Below are 22,835 nucleotides of genomic sequence, written 5' to 3' on the forward strand. Positions count from 1 at the left end.
GACGATCTGCACCCATCTGCAGCCAGATCTCACGCGAAGCACCCCACAGACGGCCCTGCGCCGGCCACCCGGCCGGCACGACGCCGAGACGAGGGAGGGACGCGTGACCATCGACAACGCCATCCGACTGAGCATGACCGCCGCGCAGCGCGGCATCTACTACGCACAGCAACTCGACCCCGACGTGCCGATGTCGGTGGCGGCCTACGTCGAGTTCACCGACGACGTGGACGCCGAGGTCATGGCGCGGTCGGTCGCCGCGACCGCGATCGAGACCGAATCCGGGCTGTTGCGGCTCGTACGGCACGACGACGGCGAACCGTCGGCACTGGTGGACCGCACGCGCAGCGTCACGCTCGGCCGACGCGATTTCAGCGACGCCGCCGACCCGCGCGGCGCCGCCCTCGCCTGGATCGACGACCACCGCTCACAGACCACCGACCTGTTCACCGACCCGCTGCTCCAGACGTATCTCCTGCGGCTCGGGGACCGGCACCACATCTGGTACTGCTGGGGCCACCATCTGGCCTTCGACGGGTACGCCGCGATGTACATGATGTTGCGCGTCGCGCAGCACTACACCGCGATCGTCGAGGGCACCGACGTCCCGCCCGCCGAGTCCGCGTCGATGGCGCAGATCGCCGACTTGGACGCGGGGTACCGGTCGTCGGAGGCGTTCGACGACGACCGGCGTCACTGGTCGGACCGCCTCTCCGCCGAGAGCGGCGCACCCGAGACGACGTCGCTGTCCTCGCGCTCCGCGGCGGCGGCACCCACCGCCACGGTCCGGGCCGCCACGCTGTCGGCGGATCTGGTGGAGCGCATCCGAGAGGTCGCGCGCGCCCACCGCGTGCGGGCGGCATCGTTGATCACCGCCGCAGTCGCCACCTACCTGGCCCGGTTCAACGATCGCGACGAGGCGATGCTGAGCCTGCCGGTCGCCGCCCGCGACCGCGCCATCCTGCGCACCTCGGCCGGACTCACCTCGAATGTGGTCCCGGTGCGTGCGGCCATCGGCGGGACCGGAAACCCGGTCACCGTCGCCGAGCTGCTCGACGCGGTGGACACCGAGATCAAGGCCGCGATACGGCACCAGCACTACCGCCACGAGGACATCACCGCGACCGTGCTCGATTCGCCGGGTGGCCGACGGGGCTTCTTCGGTCCGATGGTCAACGTGATGTTGTTCTTCGAGCACATCGACTTCGGCAACCTTCGGGGCGACCTGAACGTCCTGTCCACGGGCCCGGTCGAGGATGCGTCGATCAACGTCTACGACGGGTTCACCGGCGGCATGCGGCTCGATCTCGAGGCCAACCCGAACGTCTACCCGTATGACGAGATCGCGTGCCACCACGACCGGATCATCGGATTCCTCGAACGCTTCGTCGACACCGACGCCGACCGTCCGGTCACCGAGATCCCGATGATGTCGGTCGCCGAAACCCGCAGCGTCAGCGCGTTCACCGAGGGCGAGGTCGTCGAGCATCCCGACCTCACGCTGGTGGATCTGCTCGCCGACGCCGTTCCCGGGTCCGCCACCCGAACCGCCCTGCTCGACACCACCGGGACGACGCTGTCCCACGAGGACCTGACCCGGCGTGCCGAATGCGTGGCCCGGGGCTTGCGATCTCACGGTGTCGGGCCGGAAATGGTTGTCGGCGTCGCCCTTCCACGCAGCATCGATCAGGTGGTCGCCCTGCATGCGGTGATCCGGGCCGGCGGCGCGTTCCTGCCGATCGATCCCGACGAACCGTCGGCTCGGCTCACGCACATCCTCGACACCGCGCAACCCGCCCTGGTGATCGGTGATGACGCCTTCGGGACCGATCACGGCGTCGAGACGGTCACCCTCGGCGCACTCACCGAGCGCCGGCACGCCTCCACCCCGCGACGGCGGCTGCTACCCGATCACCCGGCCTACGTGCTGTTCACCTCGGGCTCGACCGGAAAACCCAAGGGCGTCATGATCAGTCACCGCGCCATCGTGAACCGGCTGCTGTGGATGGCCGACCAATACCAGCTCGCCGCCGACGACCGCGTCCTGCAGAAGACGCCGGCCACCTTCGACGTGTCGGTGTGGGAGTTCTTCTGGCCGATGATCTCCGGTGCGGTGCTGGTCATCCCGAGTCCGCACGGGCACCGCGACCCGTGGTATCTGCGCGACGTGATCGCCGAGCACTCGATCACCACCACCCATTTCGTACCGTCGATGCTGTCGGTGTTCGCCGCCGCGTTTGCCGACGACGACACCACCGCCGATGATCTGCGGTCGCTGCGCCGCATCATCACCAGCGGTGAGGCACTGACCCCCGACACCGTCACCGCCATCGGCAAGCTCACCGATGGCCCCGTGCACAATCTGTACGGCCCCACCGAGGCCGCGGTCGACGTGACCAACCACGACGATGTCCGGGCGGACGCCAAAACGGTTCCGATCGGATCCCCCATCGCGAACACCTCGGCGCATGTGCTCGATCACCGGCTCGCGCCGCAGCCGATCGGTGCGATCGGCGAACTGTATCTGGGCGGGGTGCAACTCGCGCGTGGCTACCGTCATCGTCCCGACCTCACCGCCGCGAGGTTCGTCGCCGACCCGTTCCGCCCCGGTGCTCGTCTGTACCGCACGGGCGACCTGGTCCGGCGACGCCGCGACGGCGAGCTGGAATACCTGGGCCGCAGCGACTCTCAGGTGAAGATCCGCGGGCAGCGGGTCGAGCCCGGCGAGATCGAGGCGACACTCGCCCGCCTCGACGGCGTACGCGGCGCCGGGGTGACGGTGCGCGACGACGTCGTCGCCGGCGCCCACACGGTGCTCGGCTACGTCGCCGGCGACACCGGGCTGCGTACCCGGGATCTGCGTGCCGAGCTCGCCGCGCTCCTGCCCGAACACATGGTGCCGACGGTGATCACGGTCCTCGACGACTTGCCGACCACGGCCAACGGAAAGCTGGATCGCCGGGCCCTGCCCGCTCCGGCGATGCCGGATCGTGCCGCGGTCACCGACCCCCACGGCCCCGTGCAACAGCTCGTGGCCGACACGGTCGGCGCGGTGCTCGGCGGGGTTCCGATCTCCATGTCGGACAACTTCTTCGTGCTCGGCGGCGATTCGCTGTCCGCGAGCCGGGTGACGGCACGGTTGTCCCGGGCGACCGGCCGGCGGATCGATCTGCGGACCGTCTTCGACGCCGAGGACCTCGCGGATCTCGCGCGGCGACTGCCGGTTCCGGTCGACGGCCTGCCGGACGATGTCGCCGGGCCGCCGGAGCCCGAGATCGTCACCGGCCCCATTCCCCTGTCGCCCGCGCAGCACCGGCTCTGGGTCGCCGAGCGCCTCGACCCGGCGGCGGCCGGCAGCTATCACATCCCGTTCGCCGTGCGCCTCGTGGGCACCCTCGACACCGGGGCACTGCGCGCCGCGCTGACCGACGTCGTCGCCCGGCACGAGCCGCTGCGCACGACGGTCGAGGAACGTGACGGCGTCGCCCACGGCGTCGTCGGTGATGCCGGCGCGACGCAGGTGGATCTCCCACTGCTCGACGCCACCTGCGACCACATCCCCGCCGACCGCGAGTTCGCCGCTGCACCTTTCGACCTCGAGCGCGACATACCGATCCGGGCACGGCTGGTGCGGCTCGGCGACGACGATCACCGACTGACGGTCGCGATCCATCACCTCGCCGCCGACGGGTGGTCGCTGGCCCCGCTCGCCGCCGACCTCGCGGCGGCCTATCGGGCCCGTCGCGATGATGTGGCGCCGTCGTGGTCGCCGCTTCCGGTGAGCTACTCGCAGGTGAGTGCGGCGCGGCAGGCTCGGCTCGCCGACACCGCACCGGGATCGCCGACCGCCGACGACGTCGAGTTCTGGACGGATCGCCTCGCCGGGGTGCCCGGTGAGACCGAACTCCCGCTCGACCGTCCGCGACCCCGGGTGCCCGCCGTCCAGGGAGCCCGGCTCCACGCGGGCATCCCCGTCGCGGCCCATCGGCGACTCGCCGGGCTCGCCGAGCACCGCGGCGTCACGACCTTCATAGCGTTGCATGCCGCGGTCGCCGTACTGTTGCGCGGCTACTCCACCAGCGACGACATCACCGTCGGTACACCGGTGTCCGGGCGTGGCGACGCGGACCTCGACGCGATGGTGGGCATGTTCGTCAACACGGTCGCGTTGCGCACCCGTGTCGACAAGGCGGCGTCGTTCGCCGCGTTGCTGGCCGAGGTCCGCGACACCGATCTCGCCGCGCTCAGTCATGCCGATCTCCCGTTCGACCGTCTGGTCACGCTGCTGAATCCGGACCGTTCGTCCGCTGTCCACCCGTTCTTCCAGGTGTCGGTCGCCGTCGAGGACAGCTCGGCGATCGAGCTGGACTTCGCCGGGCTGTCGGCCACCGCGTCGCGCGTGGACACCGGCCACACGAAGTTCGATCTGCAGTTCACGTTTGTCGAGCGCACCGGAGCCGACGGCACACCGGAGGGCATCGGCGTCGACATCGATTATGCGACAGCGCTGTTCGACCGCGAGAACGTGCACACCCTCGCCCGGCGCCTGCTGCGACTGATCGACGCCGTCACGGCCACACCCGACGCACCGATCGGGGACATCGGATTGCTCGAGGCGCACGAACACCTCGATCTAGTTCCGGCGGTCGGCGCAGGTCGCCGCCCGGTGGAACACCTGACCAAGATCCTCGCGCGCGCCGTCGAGACGGGTGGTGACCGTATTGCGCTGTGTGACAATACCTCCGAGCTGACCTACCGGGAACTCGACGCGGCCGCCAACCGCCTCGCCCGGGTCCTCATCGCCCATGGCGCGGGTCCCGAGCGCTTCGTGGCGGTGTCGTTACCCCGCAGCGCCGACTGGATCGTCACGCTGTGGGCCATCGCCCGCACCGGCGCGGCCTGGGTGCCGATCGATCCGCGGTATCCGGCCGAGCGGATCGCGTTCATGCTCGACGATTCCGGGGCCCGGTTGCTGGTCAGCCGCAGCGGATCGGTGCCGCCCAGTGCCGCGACCTCCCCCGTACTCCCCACCATTCTGCTCGACGACCCGTCGACAATGGCTGCCCGACAGGACCTCTCGGATGAGCCGGTCGCCGGCGACGAACTCGGTGCGCCCCCGTCGGTCGACCAGCCCGCCTACCTGATCTACACATCCGGCACCACCGGAACGCCGAAGGGCGTCGTGGTGAGTCACCGCGGCCTGGCCGACTTCGCCGCACAGCAGGTCGTCGGATTCGATCTCACCGGTTCGAGCCGGACACTGCACCTCGCCTCACCGAGCTTCGACGCGTCGATCCTCGAGATCCTGATGGCAACCGCGGCGGGCGCCACCATGCACATCGCGCCGGCCGAGACGGTCGGCGGTAGCGATCTGGCCGAACTGATGCGCACCGCACGAATCACCCATGCGTTCCTGACGCCGTCACTGCTCACCACGATGTCGCCCGACGACGTGCCCGACCTGCAGGCACTGGTGATCGGCGGCGAGCATCCGAACCCGGAGGTGGTGCGTCGCTGGTCGGCATCGTGCGCCCTCTACAACGCGTACGGTCCGACGGAGACCACCGTGGTCGCCACCGTCACCGACGAGATCGACCCGGATGATCCGACCGTCACCATCGGCCGGCCGATCCGGGGCATCGCCGCCATGGTGCTCGACGAACGCCTGCAGCCGGTCACACCCGGCGCGGTCGGCGAACTCTACATCGCCGGAGGGCATCTCGCGCGCGGCTACCACGGCGTGCGACCGCTGACCTCCAAGCGGTTCGTGGCCAACCCGTTCGGTGACCCGGGTGACCGCATGTACCGCACGGGCGATCTGGTGCGCTGGACCACCGACCGCGAGCTCGAGTTCCGGGGCCGCGCCGATCACCAGACCAAGATCCGCGGTCACCGCATCGAACTCGGTGAGATCGATGCGGTGCTGGTGGCCGACGACGCGGTCCGTGCCGCGGTGACCACCACACTCGGCGACGGTGCGCAGGCGCGGCTGGTGTCCTACGTGACACTCGATCCGACAAGCCAATCGAGCGCCCCGTCGCTGCGGGCCCGCCTCGCCGATCGCCTCCCACGCCACATGGTGCCGAGTGCCATCGTCGAGCTCGACGAGATCCCAACCACGCCGATCGGCAAGGTGGACTTCCGTGCCCTGCCGGCTCCCGGTGCCGACCGTGCCGCCGACCCCGCCGGTGCCGCCGACCTTGCCAGTGCCCCCGACCTTGCGGCACCGGAGACCGCGGCCGAACGGCTGGTCGTCGACATCGTTGCCACCCAACTCGGGATCGATCCCGCCACCATCGGCCGCGATCACGACTTCTTCGATCTCGGCGGAAACTCGTTGTCCGCCATCCACGTCGTCGAACGGCTGCCGAGCAGCGCAGACCGGCGGATCTCCGTCCGCGACCTCTTCGACCATCCGACGATCGCCGGGATCGCACACGTCCTCGGAGACATCGACGACGCGCATCCCGGCGAGGACCGGCGGCTCGCCGAACTCGGTCACAACCCCGATGCGCAGGTGGATCCCGGACCGGCACAACAACAGTTGTGGTTTCTCAACCAGGCGACCGATGCCGGGTCGGGCCAGTACAACATCGCGTTCGCGCTCGACCTGCGCGGCGACCTCGACGTCGAGGCGTTGCGCGGCGCGCTGCGACACACCATCGATCGCCACGAACCCCTGCGGACCGTGTACCCCGACCACGACGGCCGGCCGGGCATGGAGATCCGCGCAGCGGCCGACGCGTGTCCGCACCTGACGCCGACCACCGTGTCCCACGCCGAATGGGAGACCGCTGCAGCGGATCTGGCGGCGCGCCCGTTCGACCTCACCGTCGACACACCGATCCGGGCGGCGCTGCACCGCATCGCCGGCTCACACAAGCTGACCATCGTCGTGCATCACATCGCGGCCGACGGATGGTCGATGGCGCCGCTCGCGAGTGACATCGGCGGCGCCTACGCGGACCTCCGTGACGGTCGATCACCCACGCAGGCACCGCTTCCGGTCGGCTACCGCGACCATCTCCGGTGGCAGGCCGCGAATCTGGAGGGCCGGTTCGACGAGCTGGCCGGGTGGTGGGGTCGAGAACTCGACTCGCTCGATCCCACCCCCATCCTCCTCCCGGACCCCGTTGTGGCCGAATCGGTTCCGTCCGAATCGGCTCCGCCCGAATCGGTTCCGTCTGCCGACGCGGTGGAAGTGGAGTTCGGTGCCGACCTGCGCCGGGCGCTGCGCTCGCTCGCCGACGACCGCACCACCGACTTCATCGCGCTGCACGCGGTCTTCGCCGCGCTGCTCCACCGACTGCACGCGGACCCCGATGTGCACGTGGGGGGCACACCGTCGGACGTGGTGATCGGCACCCCTGTCGCCGGTCGTCCCGATCCCCGGCTCGCCGGCCTCGTCGGCATGTTCGTCAACTCGGTGGTGCTGCGCACACGCGTGGACGGCTCCGCCGGATTCGCCTCGCTCCTCGACGAGGTCCGCCGCACCGACCTCGACGCGCTGTCCCACGCCGAGCTGCCGTTCGAGCAGGTCGTCGCGACCGTGAACCCGCCGCGGACCGGACGGCATCCGATCTTCACCATCTCGCTCGCCGTCGATGCGGCCGTGGGCGATCCGGACTCGATGCTCGGCATCGACGTCGACCTGCCCGGCCTCGAGGTGACCGTCGATGAAGTGGACACCGGCGCATCCCGATTCGACCTCGAACTGCGGCTGCGGGGTGACACCGCGCGCTTCACCTTCGCCACCGACCGGTTCAGCCGCGCCCGTGTCGAGGACATGGCCCGCACCTTTGTGGCGTTGAGCCGGCAGATCGTCGCGGATCCGCACCGCCCGATCGACGACCTCGACCTCGCCGCCGGCCCACTGCGGGGCGCCGACCCACTCGCCGCACCGACCCATCTGGCCGAACTCCTGGCGCACACCGTGATCGCCCACCCGCACACCGTGGCGGTCGACGACGGACGCACCCGCCTCACCTATGCGGCCCTCGACGAGCGGGCCCGACGATGGGCGCACGGCCTGGCCGCGATGGGCATCGGCGCCGAAGACGTTGTCGCCGTTGCCCTCGACCGCTCGGCCGAGTCGGTGACCGCGACCTGGGCGGTCACCCTGGCCGGAGCCGCCCTCCTCCCGCTCGACCCCCGCCATCCGGCGCAACGGCTACGGCACATGCTCGACGACGCGCAGGCGGTCCTCGGGATCACCGGCACCGGCCGCCTCGACGAGTTGCCGCGCGACGTCTGGTGGCTCACCACCGAGCAGCTCGACGCCCGCCCGGCGCCGACCCGGACGCACCTGCGCCACCGCGCCGCACGGCGCAATCCCGACACCGCCGCGTACGTGGTCTACACCAGTGGGTCCACCGGAAAACCCAAGGGCGTCATCGTCACCCATCGGGGGCTTGCGACGTTCGCCCGGGCTCAGCAGCAGGCCTACGGCGTCGGTGCCGGTGACCGCACCCTGCACTTCGCCTCTCCGGGCTTCGACGCCGCGATCCTCGAGTTCCTGCTGGCACTGACCACCGGCGCCACCCTGGTGATCGCCCCGCCTACCATCTACGGTGGCGACGAACTCGTCGAGTTCCTTGCCGCCGAACGGATCACGCACGCCTTCTGCACGCCGGCGGCCCTGGCCGCCGCGACCGGCGAGGCCGACCTGCCGGATCTGCGAACGCTGGGCGTGGGCGGTGAGGCATCCACCGCCGCGCTCGTCGAACGCTGGTCCGCCGGCCGCGACTACCGCAACAACTACGGCCCCACCGAGACCACCATCGTCTCGACCATCTCCGCACCGCTGCGTCCGGATGCGCCGATCACCATCGGCACACCGATTCCGGGCTGCACGGCGCTGGTGCTCGACCATCGGCTGCGGCCGGTGCCGCCGATGGTGCCGGGCGAACTCTATCTCGCCGGCCCGGGGGTGGCCCGCGGATATCTCGGCAGGCCCGGTCTGACCGCCACCCGATTCGTGTCGGCACCAACCGGATTCGCGACGGACGGTGCGGTGATGTACCGCACCGGCGACATCGTGCACCACGACGTCGAAGGTGCACTCGTGTATCACGGACGCAGCGACAACCAGGTGAAGGTACGCGGCGTCCGCATCGAACTCGACGAGGTGTCCGCCGCCCTGACCTCTCACCCCGCCGTCGACTTCGCCACCACGCTCGTGCACGGCTCCGGCGCCGACGCGGCCCTCGCGTCCTATGTCACGCTCCACGCGGACCCCACGGAGCCGAACCCGACGGGGCCGAACCCGACGGGGCCGAACCCGACGGGGCCGAACCCGACGGGGCCGAACCCGACGGGGCCGAACCCGACGGGGCCGAACCCGACCGAAGCGGACCTGCGCACCGCGCTGCGTGCCCGACTGCCCCGGCAGATGATGCCGTCGTCGGTGACCGTCCTCGACCGAATCCCGCTGACCACCAACGGAAAGCTCGATCGGACGGCGCTACCGGTGCCGGTGGGCGCGCCGCGCTCCGGCCGATCGGCCGACACGGCCGCCGAGCAGGCCCTCGTCGCGACCGTCGCGTCGGTCCTCGGGACGGACGCCGCAGGCATCGACCTCGACGCCGACTTCTTCGATCTGGGCGGCACCTCACTGCAGGCCACCGCACTCGCCAGCCGGTTGCGTCGGGTCGCCCCCGGCGTCGACTGGCGGGTCGCCGACATCTTCGACGTCGCCTCCATCGGCGCACTCGCCGCCCGGATGCCGGCCGGCGCGAGAGCCCACACCAGCGCCGGGCCGGCGCCAGAACACCCACGTCCGACGTGTATCCCGCTGGCGCCGATGCAACGTCGGCTGTGGTCGCTGGCACGCTCCGCCCCGGACGCCACCGACTACCTCATGCCGTTCGCGATCCACCTGGACGGCACGCTCGACACCGGACTGCTGCGCGCGGCCTTGGTCGACCTCGTGAGCCGCCACGCCGTGCTGCGGACGATCTACCCGGTCGTCGACGAGACACCGGTGGGACACGTCCGCGACGATGCCGCGGCCGTCGTCGGCGACCTCGTCGCCACCGGCGACGAGGTCATCGTCGAGCGAGAGCTGCTGCGGCCGATGGACATCACCACCGAGCCCCCGCTACGCGCGGCGGTCCTCACGCACGGCCCCGACGATCACACCCTGGTTCTGGTGATCCACCACATCGCCGCCGACGGCGCGTCCCTGCCGCTGCTCGCGACCGATCTGATCTCGGCCTATACCGAGCGGACGGCGGGCCGCACCACCGACTGGCCGGCCGCCGCCGTCGACTACCGCGATTACGCGCTCGAGGCGCGCGACTCCGGTGACGCGGCAGCAGTCGACCTCGACCACTGGGCCGGACTGCTCGCAGGCGCACCCGCCGAGACCACCCTCGACGCAACCCTGCCGGACGTGCCCACCGACGGGCCTGCAGGGGCGACCATCAGCCGTGAGATCGATGACGAACTGCGCAACGCGGTAACCGATTTCGCCCGTGCACGCTCGATCACACCGTTCTCGCTGCTGCACACCGCGCTGGCGATCCTGCTGCACCGACTCGGGGTCGGCGACGATCTGGTGATCGGCACGCCAGTCGCCAACCGCTCCCCGCGCACCGGCAGCGGAGCCGACTACTCGCAGGTCGTCGGGATGTTCGTGAACACCCTTGCCCTGCGCACCCGGCTGTCGCCGGAGCTCCCCGCGGCGCAACTGCTCGACGACGTACGGGCCGCCGACCTGAGCGCGCTCGACCATCTGGACGCACCGTTCGACGACGTCGTCGCCGAGGTGAATCCGGTGCGCGAGCCCGGTCGGCATCCGCTGTTCCAGATCGCCCTGTCCGTCCATGATTTCGCCGACTCGCCGGCCGCCGAACGCATTCCGGTCACCGCAGACCTGAGTCTCGAACTCGCCGAGATCGGCACGCGCACCGCAAAATTCGACATGCAGTTCACCGTGACCGGGATGTCGTCGCCGGATCGGCCGGCCGCGGTGGAGGTGACGTATGCGGCCGATCGGTACCGCGATGCCGACGTCGAGCAGATCCTCACCCGCTACCTGCGGGTGCTGCGAGGACTGATCGCCGACCCCGACCGCCCCATCGGCGATCTCCGCGTCACCGATCCCCTCGAGGTGGCCGCGCTCAGCCCGGCGACCGGGCCCGCCGCCGCCCCGACGAGGACGTTCGAGGAACTTCTCGCCGCAGCGGTCCGGGCGAATCCGGATGGGTGGGCGGCCGTGACCGACGGCGACGCGATCACCTACGCGGACCTCGATGCGCGAGCCAATCGGCTCGCCCGGGTCCTGCTCGGACGCGGCGTCGGTGACCGGGCCGAATGCGTGGTGGCGATGGCCATCCCGCGGTCGATCGAGGCGCTGGTCGCCATCTGGGCGATCGTCAAGAGCGGTGCCGCCTACGTGCCGATCGACCCGACCTATCCGGCGGAGCGCATCGCGCACATGCTCGACGACAGTGGAGCGGCACTGGTGGTGACCACCACCGGATATCGGTCCCGTATCGGCGAGCGCGTCGCCGTGCTGGAGCTCGACGCCCCGTCCACCAGAACACGCCTCGGGCATTCCTCACCCGCACCGATCCGGACGAGCGAACGTGGTGCGCCAGTGCACGCCGACCAGCTCGCCTACGTCATCTACACCTCCGGGTCCACCGGCCGACCGAAGGGTGTGCTGGTCGGGCACCGCGGCCTCGCCGCCGTGCACGACGAACTGGCCGATCGCATGAGCCCCGGAACCGATTCGCGTGTCCTGCATTTCGCCTCGCCGAGCTTCGACGCGTCGGTGCTGGAGTTCCTGCTGGCCGCCGCCGGCGCCGCAACGCTCGCCATCGTGCCGCCGGGGATCTTCGGCGGCCGCGACCTCGAGCGGTTCATCGAACGCCACCGGGTCAGCCATGCCTTCGTCACTCCGGCCGCCGTCGCGAGCATGAACCCCGACGCGACCGCCGGCCTGATGACCCTCGCCGTCGGCGGTGAAGCGTTCGGCACGGAACTGGTCCGTCGCTGGGCACCCGGCCGGACCATGATCAACGTCTACGGGCCGACCGAGACCACGGTGATCACCACCGGAAGCACCCCACTGCGCCCCGACGCTCCGCTGACCATCGGGACACCGAACAACGGGGTCGGGGCGCTGGTCCTGGATCGGCGACTGCATCCGGTTCCGCCCGGGGTGATCGGCGAACTGTATCTCCTCGGCGGTCAGGTGACCCGCGGTTACCATCGCCGACCTCGTCTCACCGCAACACGATTCGTTCCCGCACCGATGGTCACCGGTGACGACCATGCGGGTCGGCGTATGTACCGCACCGGCGATCTGGTGCGGCCGACCGCCGACGGTCGGATCGAATACGTCGGGCGCGCCGACGGGCAGGTCCAGATCCGCGGATTCCGGATCGAGCTCGGGGAGATCGACGACGCCCTGGCCGCCCACCCGTCCGTCGACTTCGCCGTGACCGTCGTCGACGAATCCGGCGGCGCACCGGCGCTGCGCAGTTACGTCACGACGGCCGGCGACGGTCCGGTCGAGGAGTCGGCACTGCGCGCGCACCTCGCCGCCCGCCTGCCGCGACACATGCGGCCGGCCTCGGTGACGCGGTTGGCCGAGGTGCCGTTGACGCCCACCGGAAAACTCGATCGCACAAGGCTTCCCGAGGTCGGCGTCGAGAGTCGGTCCCGAGCACCGCGACCAGGGACCGAGCGGCAGATCGCCGATGTGTTCGCCGAGATCCTCGAGATCGACGGTGCCGCAATCGGTGCCGACGACGGATTCTTCGACCTCGGCGGCAACTCGCTGATGGCCACCGCGGTGAGCGCGCGACTGAGTGATCTGCTCGGCCGGGAGGTGCCGGTGGCCGCACTGTTCGCCGCACCGACGCCCGCCGAACTCTGCTCGCTCGGCGAGGGGAACACGGGGGACGCAGGGGACGGGGTGAGGATCCACGGGTTCGATCCGCTGCTCGCGTTGCGCCGCACCACGTCCGACGCGCCGCCGCTGTTCGTGATCCATCCCGCCATCGGCCTGTCCTGGAGTTTCGCCGCGCTGCTGCCGCACCTCGGCGCCGATCGCGCACTGTACGCGCTGCAGAATCCCGCACTGAGCGGGCTGCCGGCGGTACCGACGATCGCGGACCTCGCCGCCGACTATGTGGCACGGATCCGGACGGTGACACCGCACGGCCCGTATCACCTGCTCGGCTGGTCGCTCGGTGGGCTCGTCGCGCACGAGATGGCGGTGCAACTCGAGGCCGCCGGCGATGAGGTCGCGTCGCTGACGCTGCTCGACTCGTTCGTCCTCGCCGGTCGTCCCGAACTGGCCGTCGCACCGTCGCTGGGTGAGCTGCTCAACGAGTTCGGTCTCGCCACAGACGATTCCGAACCTGACGTGCCGACGGCGTGGGAGGCGGTCCGCGCCGCCGGCGGGACACTCGGCGGCCTGACCCTCGGCGAGTTCGAGACCGTGCACGAAGTGTTTCGCGCCGCAACCGATCTGGCCGCCGGCTGGCAGCCGGGCGTGTTCGGGGGCGACCTGACCTTCGTGACCGCCGGCGCCGATACCCCGCCCGGACCACCGGCCGTCGCCGACTGGCGTGATCGCGTAGCGGGGACCATCGACGAGATCGTCGTGGACTGTACACACGCTCAGATGCTGCAGCCGGAGAACGTCTCCCGGTTCGCGGCCGTTCTCGACATCAGTACCGAGTTCAAGGAGGAGGAATCATGACCAACCCGTTCGACAACACCGAAGGCGTGTTCTTCGTACTCGTCAACGACGAGGGCCAGCACTCCCTGTGGCCCGAGTTCGCGCCCGTCCCCGAGGGCTGGCGCGTCGTGCACGGCCCCGCCGGGCATGACGACTGCCTGACGTACGTGGAGGAGAACTGGCGAGACATGCGGCCGGCCAGCCTGATCCGTGCGATGGATGCCGCTGCGGCGAAGACGGGGGGTGACCGCGCAGATGCCACGACACAGCATGACTGACATCCGGCTGTCCGGCGTGTCCAAGACCTACCGGTCCGGCCTGCTGCGGCGGGGGCCCCGCGTGCACGCGCTCGCCGACCTGAATCTCGAAGTCGCACAAGGAACCGTGCACGCACTGCTGGGCCCCAACGGGGCCGGCAAGACCACCACGGTACGGACCGTCGCCACCCTGCTGCGGCCCGATGCCGGCACCGTCGAGGTGTGCGGCCACGACGCAGTCCGGGACCCCGACGCGGTCCGCCGGCGGATCGGGGTTTCGGGCCAGTACGCCGCGGTGGACGGCACGCTCACCGGATTCGAGAACCTGCGCCTCGTCGGGCAGCTGTACGGGCAGACGCGGACCGAGGCGTCCGACCGTGCACGCGAACTGATCTCGGAGCTCGCACTCACCGAGGCCGCCGGCCGGCCGATGCGCACCTACTCCGGCGGCATGCGGCGGCGGTTGGACCTGGCGGGCGCGCTCATCAACCGTCCGGACCTGATCATCCTCGACGAACCGACCACCGGTCTCGATCCCCGGGGGCGACGCCAGATGTGGGAGGTGATCGGCGGGCAGGTGTCGTCGGGGACCACCGTGCTGCTGACCACCCAGTATCTCGAGGAGGCCGACGCGCTGGCCGACGAGATCACCGTCATCGACCACGGCACGGTCCGCGCCCAGGGGACGGCCGGCGAACTGAAAACGACGACCGCACAATCGATTCTCACCATCGAGGTCGCGGTCACGGCACAGGGACACGATGACCTGATCGCGACGACGCTCGCCGACGTCGGGCTCGGCATGCCGCGTCGCGCCGGAGCCACCACCTGGACAGTGGCCGTCGCCGACGGCTCACGCTCCGGCGTGGACGCGGTGAAGGCGTGCGACCGCGCCGGCATCGACATCGTGGACGCCGAGGTCTCCTCCCCCACCCTCGACGACGTATTCCTCTCTCTCACCGAACGATTGGAGCCGGTGTGACCCTGACCGACACCGCGGTCCTCATCGAGCGCAACCTGCTGACCGTTCGGCGGATTCCGACCCTGTTGGTCAGCGCGACGATCCAACCGCTGATGTTCGTGTTCCTGTTCGCATATGTCTTCGGTGCGACGTTCGGCGGTGGCGCCTACCGGGAGTTCCTGATGGCCGGGATCTTCACGCAGACAGTCGTGTTCAATGCGGCGTTCACCACCGTCGGGCTGGCCAACGACATGTCCGACGGCATCATCGACCGCCTGCGCTCCCTGCCGATGTCGCGGCTGGCGGTGATCGCCGGGCGCGTCGGCTCCGACATGCTGCTCGGCGCACTCGGCCTGGCGGTGATGGTGTTGTGCGGGTTGGCCATCGGCTGGCGCGTCGACGGCAGTCTGCTCGACGCCGTGGTCGCGTTCGGCGTCATCGTCCTGTTCGCCCTCGCCATGGCGTGGGTCGGTGCGGTCACCGGACTCGCGGCACCGAATGTCGAAGTGGCGCAAAGCCTCGGGTTCCTGTGGATGTTCCCGCTGACCTTCCTGTCCAGCGCGTTCATCTCGGCGCAGAGTCTGCCCGGGTTTCTCCGGCCGATCGCCGAATGGAGTCCGGTGACCGCCGTCGCCACCGCCGCCCGGCAGAAGTTCGGCAACGCCGCGCCGCCCGACTTCCCGCCGGCCACCGGATGGGTGGCCGACCACGCCATCGGCTACTCGGTCGGCTGCAGCGTCGTCATCCTCGTGGCGTGTATCCCGGTGTCGCTCATCCTGTATCGCCGGGCCACCGCGTGACGGGTGTTCGGCGCGTGACGGGTGTTCGGCGCATGACGGGTGTTCGGCGCGTGACGGGTGTTCGGCGGGTGACGGGTGTTCGACGCGTGATGGCTGTTCGGTCCGTGACGGGTGTTCGGCGGGTCAGATCGGCACCTGCACGAGGATCGGTGTGGTCGGTTGTGCCGACCCGCCCCGCGGCTCCATCGTGACCGCCAGCACCGAGGCGCCGTCGAGCTCGTCGACGAGCGTGGGCGCGCCGGCCCCTCCGGGTGGTACGAGTCCGGCCGACACCGGTTGTGCCGCCTTGCCGACCAGCCACAGCTGCAACGTGCGGTCCGCCGGGACCGGGTTGCGCGGGTCGCGGAGCACGGCGACCGCCTGATTGCGGCCGCGCGAGCTGACCACCGTGATGACGCCGCGGTCGTCGTCGAGGCGGCCCGCCGAGAGTTGGGCGTCCGGCGCCGCGAGGACATCGGCGATCTGCTGCTGGGTCTGCGCGATCGTGGATGTGGCCGGTTGCTCGGGCGCGGTGGTGCGGCCGATGAGCACACCGGCCCCGAGCGCCACCGCCACCGCGACGGCGGCCGCGGCGATGAGCGCCGCCCGGCGCCGCCGGCTGCGGGCCCGGTCGATCGGGACGACCGGCGCCGATTCAGGCGCGGCGGCCGGTGCCGTGGCGTCGTCTGCCCTGGCAACGCCTGCGGTGGTGTCGCCTGCCGTTGCGTCGCCCGTCGTGGCGTCGTCTGCCGGGGCATCGCCGTCCAGCGCCGGCGGCTCACCGGCCACGCGATCCAGGACCCGATCCCGCAGCTCCACCGGCGCTTCGTGCGCATATGCGCTCGCGAAATCGGCTATGGCGGAACGGGTTTCGGCAATGCGCCGGTCGTAGATGCCCCGTTCGACGGGGGCCAGGTCATCGAGTTCGGTCTGGGTGCGCTCGTGCTCGTCGGCGGCAAGTGCGTCGACGGCGAACAGTTCGACGTGGTCGTCGAGCCAGTCGGTGTCAGGCATGATCCCGGCCCCTCAGGCAGTCACGCAGCTTGCGCAGCCCGTCGCGGATGCGGGACTTGACGGTCGGCAGTGGCGTGGAGGTGTGTTCGGCGACCTCCGGAAACGTCAGGCCGCCGAAATAGGACATCTCGATGCTGTTGCGCTGCAGATCGGTGAGCCGATTCAGACACGTCCGCAGTTCGGTGGTCGCCTCGTTGTCGACCACGATGTCCAACGGCGCGGGCGCATCGGCCGGTTGATTGGTCGCGCCGTACTCACCGACCTTGCGATGCTGCAGCTCCTCGGACCGCACCCGGTCGACCGCACGTCGATGGGCGATCGTCATCATCCAGCTGATGACCGGCCCCCGGGCGGGCTGATAGTCGGCGGCACGCTGCCAGAACTGGAGATACGCCTCCTGGACGACTTCCTCCGCGTAATTGCGGTCGACGACCACCCGCAGCGCCAGCCCGTAGATCCGCGAACTCGTCAGGTCGTAGAGACGGGCGAAGGAGCCGCGGTTGCCGCGGGCGGATTCGGCCAGCAACGTACGCAGTAGCTCGGAGTCATTGGCCGCCCCCGTGGTGGTCACTCCCCCACCGTAGCGGGTCGGTCCGCCACGGAACGCCCGTTACACTGGTGCACCACGGATTCAGTAGAGACGGGTGGGGAGAACAGTGCGTACACGACGACGTGTGACGGTCGGTGCGATGGTGGCGATACTCGGTGTCGTCGCCGCCTTGCTCTGCGGAACGACCGGGGCGTCGGCCGCACCGCAGTCGCGCGTCGTCAGCAGCTACGACGACGACCCACAGCAGGTCACGCTGTCGGTGTACTCGGCGTCGATGAACAAGGTCATCCCGGTCACCGTCCTGACCCCGCGCGACCGCTCGAAGCCCGCGCCCACGCTCTATCTCCTCAACGGGGCCGGCGGCGGCGAGGATTCGGCGACATGGGACGCGCGCACCACATACAAGGATTTCTTCGCCAAGAAGAACGTCTACGTGGTGACACCGATCGGCGGCGCGTTCTCCTATTACACCGACTGGCAGCGTGACGACCCGATCCTCGGCCGCAACAAGTGGCAGACCTTCCTCACCAGGGAACTCCCCCCGTTGATCGACGCCACCTTCCGCACCACGCGGGTCCAGTCGATCGCGGCGATCTCGATGTCGGGCACCTCGGTCCTCAATCTGGCGATCGCCGCGCCGAAGCTCTACCGATCGGTGGCGGCGTTCAGCGGGTGTGCGCGGACGAGCGATCCCGTCGGACAGGAATACATCCGGCTGGTCGTCGAGAGCCGTGGCGGCGGCGACATGACCAACATGTGGGGACCCGTCAACGGGCCGGGCTGGAAGGCCAACGACCCGTACATCAACGCGGCCAAGCTGCGCGGGACCAAGATCTACATGACGTCGGGCACCGGCCTGCCCGGGCCGCACGAGGTGCTCGGCGATCCCCTCATCGGCGGCAACGGCTTCACGCTGGCCAATCAGGTGGCGCTCGGCGGACTCATCGAGGCGGCCATCAACCAGTGCACGCACCAGATGGCGCAGCGACTGGTGGAGCTGCACATTCCGGCCGTGGTGGACTTCCGGCCGGCCGGCACGCACTCGTGGGGCTACTGGGAGGACGACCTGTATCGCACCTGGCCGTCGCTGTCCCGCGACCTCGGCGTGCGCTGACGCCTACCGGTCACCAGCGGTCGAGGCTGGTGTATCCGTCCTGGAGCGCCCGCGCGAGCAGATGAGCCTTGGTCGGGGCGTCGCGTCCGACGGCAGAGTATTTGGCGCGGATGCGCGCGAGGTGGGTGCTCACCGTCGACGCCGAGATGAACAGCATCGCGGCCGCGTCATCCTTCGATTCGGCCGCCAGCCACGCCAGGAGCACCTCGATCTCGCGTGCCGACAAGCTCGGTCGAGGCTGTTCACGCAGTGCACCGCCGTCTTCGCGATAGTCCGCCAGACGCGTCACCTCGCGCTGGCCGGGGCCGAATTCGCTGATCGCGCGACTCGGGGTCGCGACCTGACTCACCTCACTGCGCCGATCTCCCGCCACCGGCTCCAACCCGACAGGCAATCCCGACTCCACACTCACCCGACATCCTCCGCTTCGCGTTCACGGACACCTCGGTCCCCGACATCACACCGGCCTGACCGGCCATGTGATGCACGATAAGCCAGGCGTGACCTGGACAATAGTCCCAGAACGGAGTACACGGACCACGATCCACGGCACCGACGAGACCCGAGCCCCGATCCCCGCAAATCGGACACGGTTGACCAGTGCAACAATCGAATCCGGACGGTGTCACAGATCACATCTCGATCTGATATCGACCCGCAGCTGCCCTCGACTTCTACTCGAGGTTTCGCAAACGTGCCCGGCCTGACACGATGAACGCGAAACGAGAACAAGTTCTAGCCGATCGCTACGAGAGGATCATCCCGATGACCGCGGCCCCTTCGACCCACGACGTCCTGGGCACCACCGTCACGATGCCGGTGGAGATCCGGCATGCCCGCTGCTTCGTCGCCGGATTCACCGCCGATTACCGCGCCGCGAGCGACGCGATCGCCGCGGCGGGCGGCACCGGATCGGCACGACTACGACCACTGCGCACCCGTCCCGGCCGCACGATGTGCATGCTGGTGTTCGTCGACTACGTCGACGGGGACCTCGGTCCGTACAACGAGTTCGGGGTCTGTTTCCTGGTCGAGGACCCGGCCGCCCCGCCGGCCTCCGCGATCACCTCGCTGCGCCGGCTCGCCCGTGGGGACGCACGCGCACTGGTCCACCGACTCCCGGTGGACGGCGAGTTCACCCTGGCCGCCGGCCGCGGAATCTGGGGCTTCCCGAAGATCCCCGCGGACTTCGACGTCGACCACGATTCCCCCACCAGACACGGTCGGGTGACCGTCGACGACCGGCTCATCGTCGATCTGACCGTCCGGCGAGGCATCCGGGTGCCCGACAACCCGTCCGACACCGTGCTCAACGCGTACTCCCAACTCGACGGCGTGTTGCGGATGACACCGTGGAAACTCACGTCGACGTCCGGCACCCGGACGCGCATCGGTGGTGCCCGGCTCGAGTTGGGTGACCACCCGATCGCCGACGAGTTACGGTCGTTGCGCTTGGGCAGGCACGCCGTGATGAGCTCGTCGGTGGATCGGATCACGATGAGGTTCGAGGATGCGGTGGTGGTCACCCCATGAGCAACCTGGAAGCCACGCCGATCGAGATCGATTGCCGGTCAACGGTTCACAGTGGAATCGCCGACGGTGCCGAGTCCGTTCGGGTCGAGGTGCTCACCGCCCGCGACGTCCCGCTCGGCGGCCCGCGCGCGATGACCGTGCATCGGACCCTGCCGCAACGTCAGCGGTCACTGATCGGCGCGTGGTGCTTCGCCGACCACTACGGACCTGACGACGTGTCGGTGACCGGCGGGATGGACGTGCCACCCCATCCGCACACGGGGCTGCAGACGGTGAGCTGGTTGTTCACCGGGGAGATCGAGCACCGCGACACGATGGGCAATCACGCGATGGTGCGACCCGGAGAGGTCAACCTGATGACCGCGGGACACGGCATCGCCCACACCGAGGTCTCCACGCCCGACACCACGACCCTCCACGGGGTGCAGTTGTGGGTGGCGTTGCCCGCCGACGCCGTCGATACGCCACGCGATTTTGCGCACTACGTCCCGCCGGTGACGCGAATCGACGGCGCCTCGCTCCGGGTGTTTCTCGGCGAGCTCGCCGGTGAGCGCTCCCCGGTGCACACCTTCACCCCGCTACTGGGGGCAGAGCTGACGCTGGATGCCGGAACGGAGATCGACCTGTCGGTCGATCCCGAGTTCGAGCACGGCCTCCTGGTGGACACAGGCGACATCCGGGTGGTGAACTCGTCGGCCGCCCCGCTGGCCCGTACCGACCTCGGCTACGTCGGCGTGGGCGCGACACATCTGCGGCTGCGCAACGAATCCGACGGACCAGCGCGGGCGGTGATCCTGGGCGGTGCCCCGTTCGGCGAGGAGATCATCATGTGGTGGAACTTCGTCGGCCGCACCCACGACGACATGGTGTCGTTCCGCGAACAGTGGATGGCGCACAGTGAGCGATTCGGCCAGGTCCAGGGATACGCCGGCACCGTGCAGCACCTGCCGGCACCGACGTTGCCGACCACCCGGTTGCGGCCACGACACAACCGGCCGGGCAGGGCGTGATCGATCCGACGAATCCCGGCCGGATTCGCTCGTCCATCCGGTGACCTCGGTGGGTTAGTGTGCTCTTACCCAAGAGGAGGAATAACCAATGAAGGTTCGGAAGTCTCTGGCCGCCGGTCTACTCGCGGCATCGACCCTGCTCGTCGTCGCGGGCTGCTCGAGCGACAACGGCACGCCCACCGTCGACACCAACAAGGCGTCGGCGATTCTCAGTTCCGGCGCGGCGAAGGCGTCCGAGATGGCCGGTTCGGCTGCCGCGAAGGCCTCGGCGGCCGCCGGTTCGGCGACCGAGGCGGCGAAGTCGGCGGCGAGCAACGCGACGAACGCCGCTATCGGTCTCACCAATGAGGACGCCCAGGCCATCCTCCGCAAGGCGGTCGACCCGGCCACCTCGCAGGCCGATCTCGCCACGGTCGTCGACACCACCGATCCCGCCACCCTGCCGGCGATCCAGGGCTACGCGAAGGGGTCGAGCGCCGCCGGCTACACCCCGGACGTGTACACGGTGAAGTCGGTCAAAGCGCAGGGCATGAACAATGCCGAGGTCACCGTGGCGGTGAAGAGCCCGCACGCACCCGAACCGATCGACATGGAACTGTCGTACGTCAAGGTCGACGGACAGTGGAAGCTGTCCGGTGACGCCATCACGCAGCTGGCGTCGATGGGTTCCCAGCACGGGGGCTGAGCACCGACCGCAGCTCGTTGAGGAAATCGATTCTCGCCGTACCCGTTTGGGTGCGGCGAGAGTCGTTTGTGTCACCGGATCCGCGCTCGGACGGGAACAGCTGTTTCGCGGCGCACGTATGCTGTCAGAACGGGCCGGCACGGCGAACCGACGTGCAAGCACTTCGCCCTGTATTCAAGGAGTGCCCATGTACACCAGCGACCATCCCACCGATCCGATCCGTCCGGTCGACACCGACCGCATCCGGGTCTGGGCTCCCACAGGTTCGCCGGGTCGCCAGCCGACCCGCATGGTCGAGGACCCGATTCCCGAGGCGGGTGATTTCTGGGAACTCGCAAATGTCGACCCACTGCCGATGACGGCTTACGAGGCGGCGCCACGCGAGTACACGGCCCGTCCGGTGCGCTCGCGAGCGTCCGGAGCGTCGTCGGCAGCGCTGGCCGCCGGGATCGCTGCGGTCCCGTTGTCGATCGTGGGCATTGGGGCCGTGCTCGGTCTGGTGGCCATCGTGCTCGGCGTCGGAGGTATCCGGCAGGTCGCGCGCACACCCGTGCAATACCACGGCAACGGTCGAGCAATCACGGGGATCGTTCTCGGTACGTGCAGCGTCGTGGTCGGGACACCGATCTTGCTGCTGTTCGCTGGTCTCGCGGCACTACTCTGAGGCCGCGGCGCTGCTTCTGCGGCCTACGCTGCTTCTGCGGCCGACGGGCCGATCAGCCGACCGCGCGGAGGTGCTTGCGGTTGGTCCCGCGATCCCTGCCCAGCCAGTTGACGACCTCGTTCAAAATGCGTCCGCGCTCCGCCGACGACTCGAGGCGGGCCAATCCGGGCATGCAGTGAACAAGTGCCGCATAGAACGCGGCCTCCTGCGACATGCCCTGTTCGGCCATGACCGCTTCGTACGAGTCGACGACATCGTTGAGCGCCTCGTAGGTGATGACGTCGTCGGCGAATCGGACGGCAGTGAGCCGTGGAGTGACCTCCGCGCGTCGGCGAACGTCGTCCCGCAAGCCATCAATCATGTCAACCCCACGCCGTTCTCGTTCCTCGACCTTGGCCATCTTCGCCTCCCTGCTCAGAGTGACCCGGCCCCTCGGCACTAGCTTGCCTCGCTAAGGGAACTTTGGGAACCGGGAAACGCAAATCTGTGGCGTGTTCCACAGCCATTTGCGTAACACCTCACAGGTACGATGATACGGGCGTGACTCTTGTGAACGAGAGTGACGGATG

At 69.5% G+C, this 22,835-nt stretch carries 13 protein-coding genes; 9 read left to right on the plus strand and 4 right to left on the minus strand.

Translation table 11 applies throughout. The annotated features are described in order from the left end of the window. Nucleotides 1–133 precede the first annotated feature (133 nt). From ACWDTI_RS24585 to ACWDTI_RS24600, 4 genes are read left to right on the plus strand one after another with little or no spacing between them, the layout of a single operon-like run. Entirely contained in the window at nt 134–13,720 is a 13,587-nt protein-coding gene (locus ACWDTI_RS24585; protein ID WP_449740761.1) for an amino acid adenylation domain-containing protein, read from the plus strand. Beyond that, a complete protein-coding gene (locus tag ACWDTI_RS24590; protein WP_449740749.1) occupies nt 13,717–13,977 on the plus strand; it encodes an MbtH family protein in 261 nt (86 codons plus the stop codon). Before ACWDTI_RS24585 ends, ACWDTI_RS24590 begins: the two co-directional genes overlap by 4 nt. After that, nucleotides 13,955–14,938, plus strand: a complete 984-nt coding sequence (locus tag ACWDTI_RS24595; protein WP_449740750.1) for an ATP-binding cassette domain-containing protein — start codon at nt 13,955–13,957, stop codon at nt 14,936–14,938. Before ACWDTI_RS24590 ends, ACWDTI_RS24595 begins: the two co-directional genes overlap by 23 nt. Nucleotides 14,939–14,940: 2 nt before the next feature. Further along, nucleotides 14,941–15,717 carry an ABC transporter permease gene (locus ACWDTI_RS24600; protein WP_449740762.1) on the plus strand — a complete coding sequence of 259 codons (777 nt, stop codon included), beginning with the start codon at nt 14,941–14,943 and terminating at the stop codon, nt 15,715–15,717. Between the two features lie 123 nt (nt 15,718–15,840). On the opposite strand, the gene ACWDTI_RS24605 is transcribed toward ACWDTI_RS24600, so the two are convergent. Then, a complete protein-coding gene (locus ACWDTI_RS24605) occupies nt 15,841–16,710 on the minus strand; it encodes an anti-sigma factor (protein WP_449740751.1) in 870 nt (289 codons plus the stop codon). Beyond that, a complete protein-coding gene (locus ACWDTI_RS24610; protein WP_449740752.1) occupies nt 16,703–17,281 on the minus strand; it encodes a sigma-70 family RNA polymerase sigma factor in 579 nt (192 codons plus the stop codon). Before ACWDTI_RS24610 ends, ACWDTI_RS24605 begins: the two co-directional genes overlap by 8 nt. Nucleotides 17,282–17,399: 118 nt before the next feature. Between ACWDTI_RS24610 and ACWDTI_RS24615 the strand changes: the two genes are divergently transcribed. Beyond that, nucleotides 17,400–18,374: an alpha/beta hydrolase gene (locus ACWDTI_RS24615; RefSeq protein WP_449740763.1), complete on the plus strand. Its 975-nt coding sequence runs from the start codon at nt 17,400–17,402 to the stop codon at nt 18,372–18,374. A 10-nt stretch (nt 18,375–18,384) separates the two neighbouring features. Here ACWDTI_RS24615 and ACWDTI_RS24620 read toward each other — a convergent pair whose 3' ends face one another. Further along, nucleotides 18,385–18,723 carry a LuxR C-terminal-related transcriptional regulator gene (locus ACWDTI_RS24620; protein WP_449740764.1) on the minus strand — a complete coding sequence of 113 codons (339 nt, stop codon included), beginning with the start codon at nt 18,721–18,723 and terminating at the stop codon, nt 18,385–18,387. Between the two features lie 416 nt (nt 18,724–19,139). Here ACWDTI_RS24620 and ACWDTI_RS24625 point away from each other — a divergent pair, with 416 nt between their 5' ends. From ACWDTI_RS24625 to ACWDTI_RS24640, 4 genes are all read left to right on the plus strand, one after another. Continuing rightward, entirely contained in the window at nt 19,140–19,907 is a 768-nt protein-coding gene (locus tag ACWDTI_RS24625; RefSeq protein WP_449740753.1) for an acetoacetate decarboxylase family protein, read from the plus strand. Next, nucleotides 19,904–20,917: a pirin family protein gene (locus ACWDTI_RS24630; RefSeq protein ID WP_449740754.1), complete on the plus strand. Its 1,014-nt coding sequence runs from the start codon at nt 19,904–19,906 to the stop codon at nt 20,915–20,917. Before ACWDTI_RS24625 ends, ACWDTI_RS24630 begins: the two co-directional genes overlap by 4 nt. A gap of 88 nt (nt 20,918–21,005) precedes the next feature. Further along, a complete protein-coding gene (locus ACWDTI_RS24635; protein ID WP_449740755.1) occupies nt 21,006–21,602 on the plus strand; it encodes a DUF4878 domain-containing protein in 597 nt (198 codons plus the stop codon). Between the two features lie 187 nt (nt 21,603–21,789). Next, nucleotides 21,790–22,266, plus strand: a complete 477-nt coding sequence (locus ACWDTI_RS24640) for a DUF4190 domain-containing protein (protein WP_449740756.1) — start codon at nt 21,790–21,792, stop codon at nt 22,264–22,266. Nucleotides 22,267–22,318: 52 nt separating this feature from the next. Here the strand turns inward: ACWDTI_RS24640 and ACWDTI_RS24645 are convergent, their stop codons facing one another. Next, a complete protein-coding gene (locus ACWDTI_RS24645; RefSeq protein ID WP_449740757.1) occupies nt 22,319–22,666 on the minus strand; it encodes a hypothetical protein in 348 nt (115 codons plus the stop codon). Between the last annotated feature and the right edge of the window lie 169 nt (nt 22,667–22,835).

This window comes from Gordonia sp. NPDC003424 (assembly GCF_053588655.1).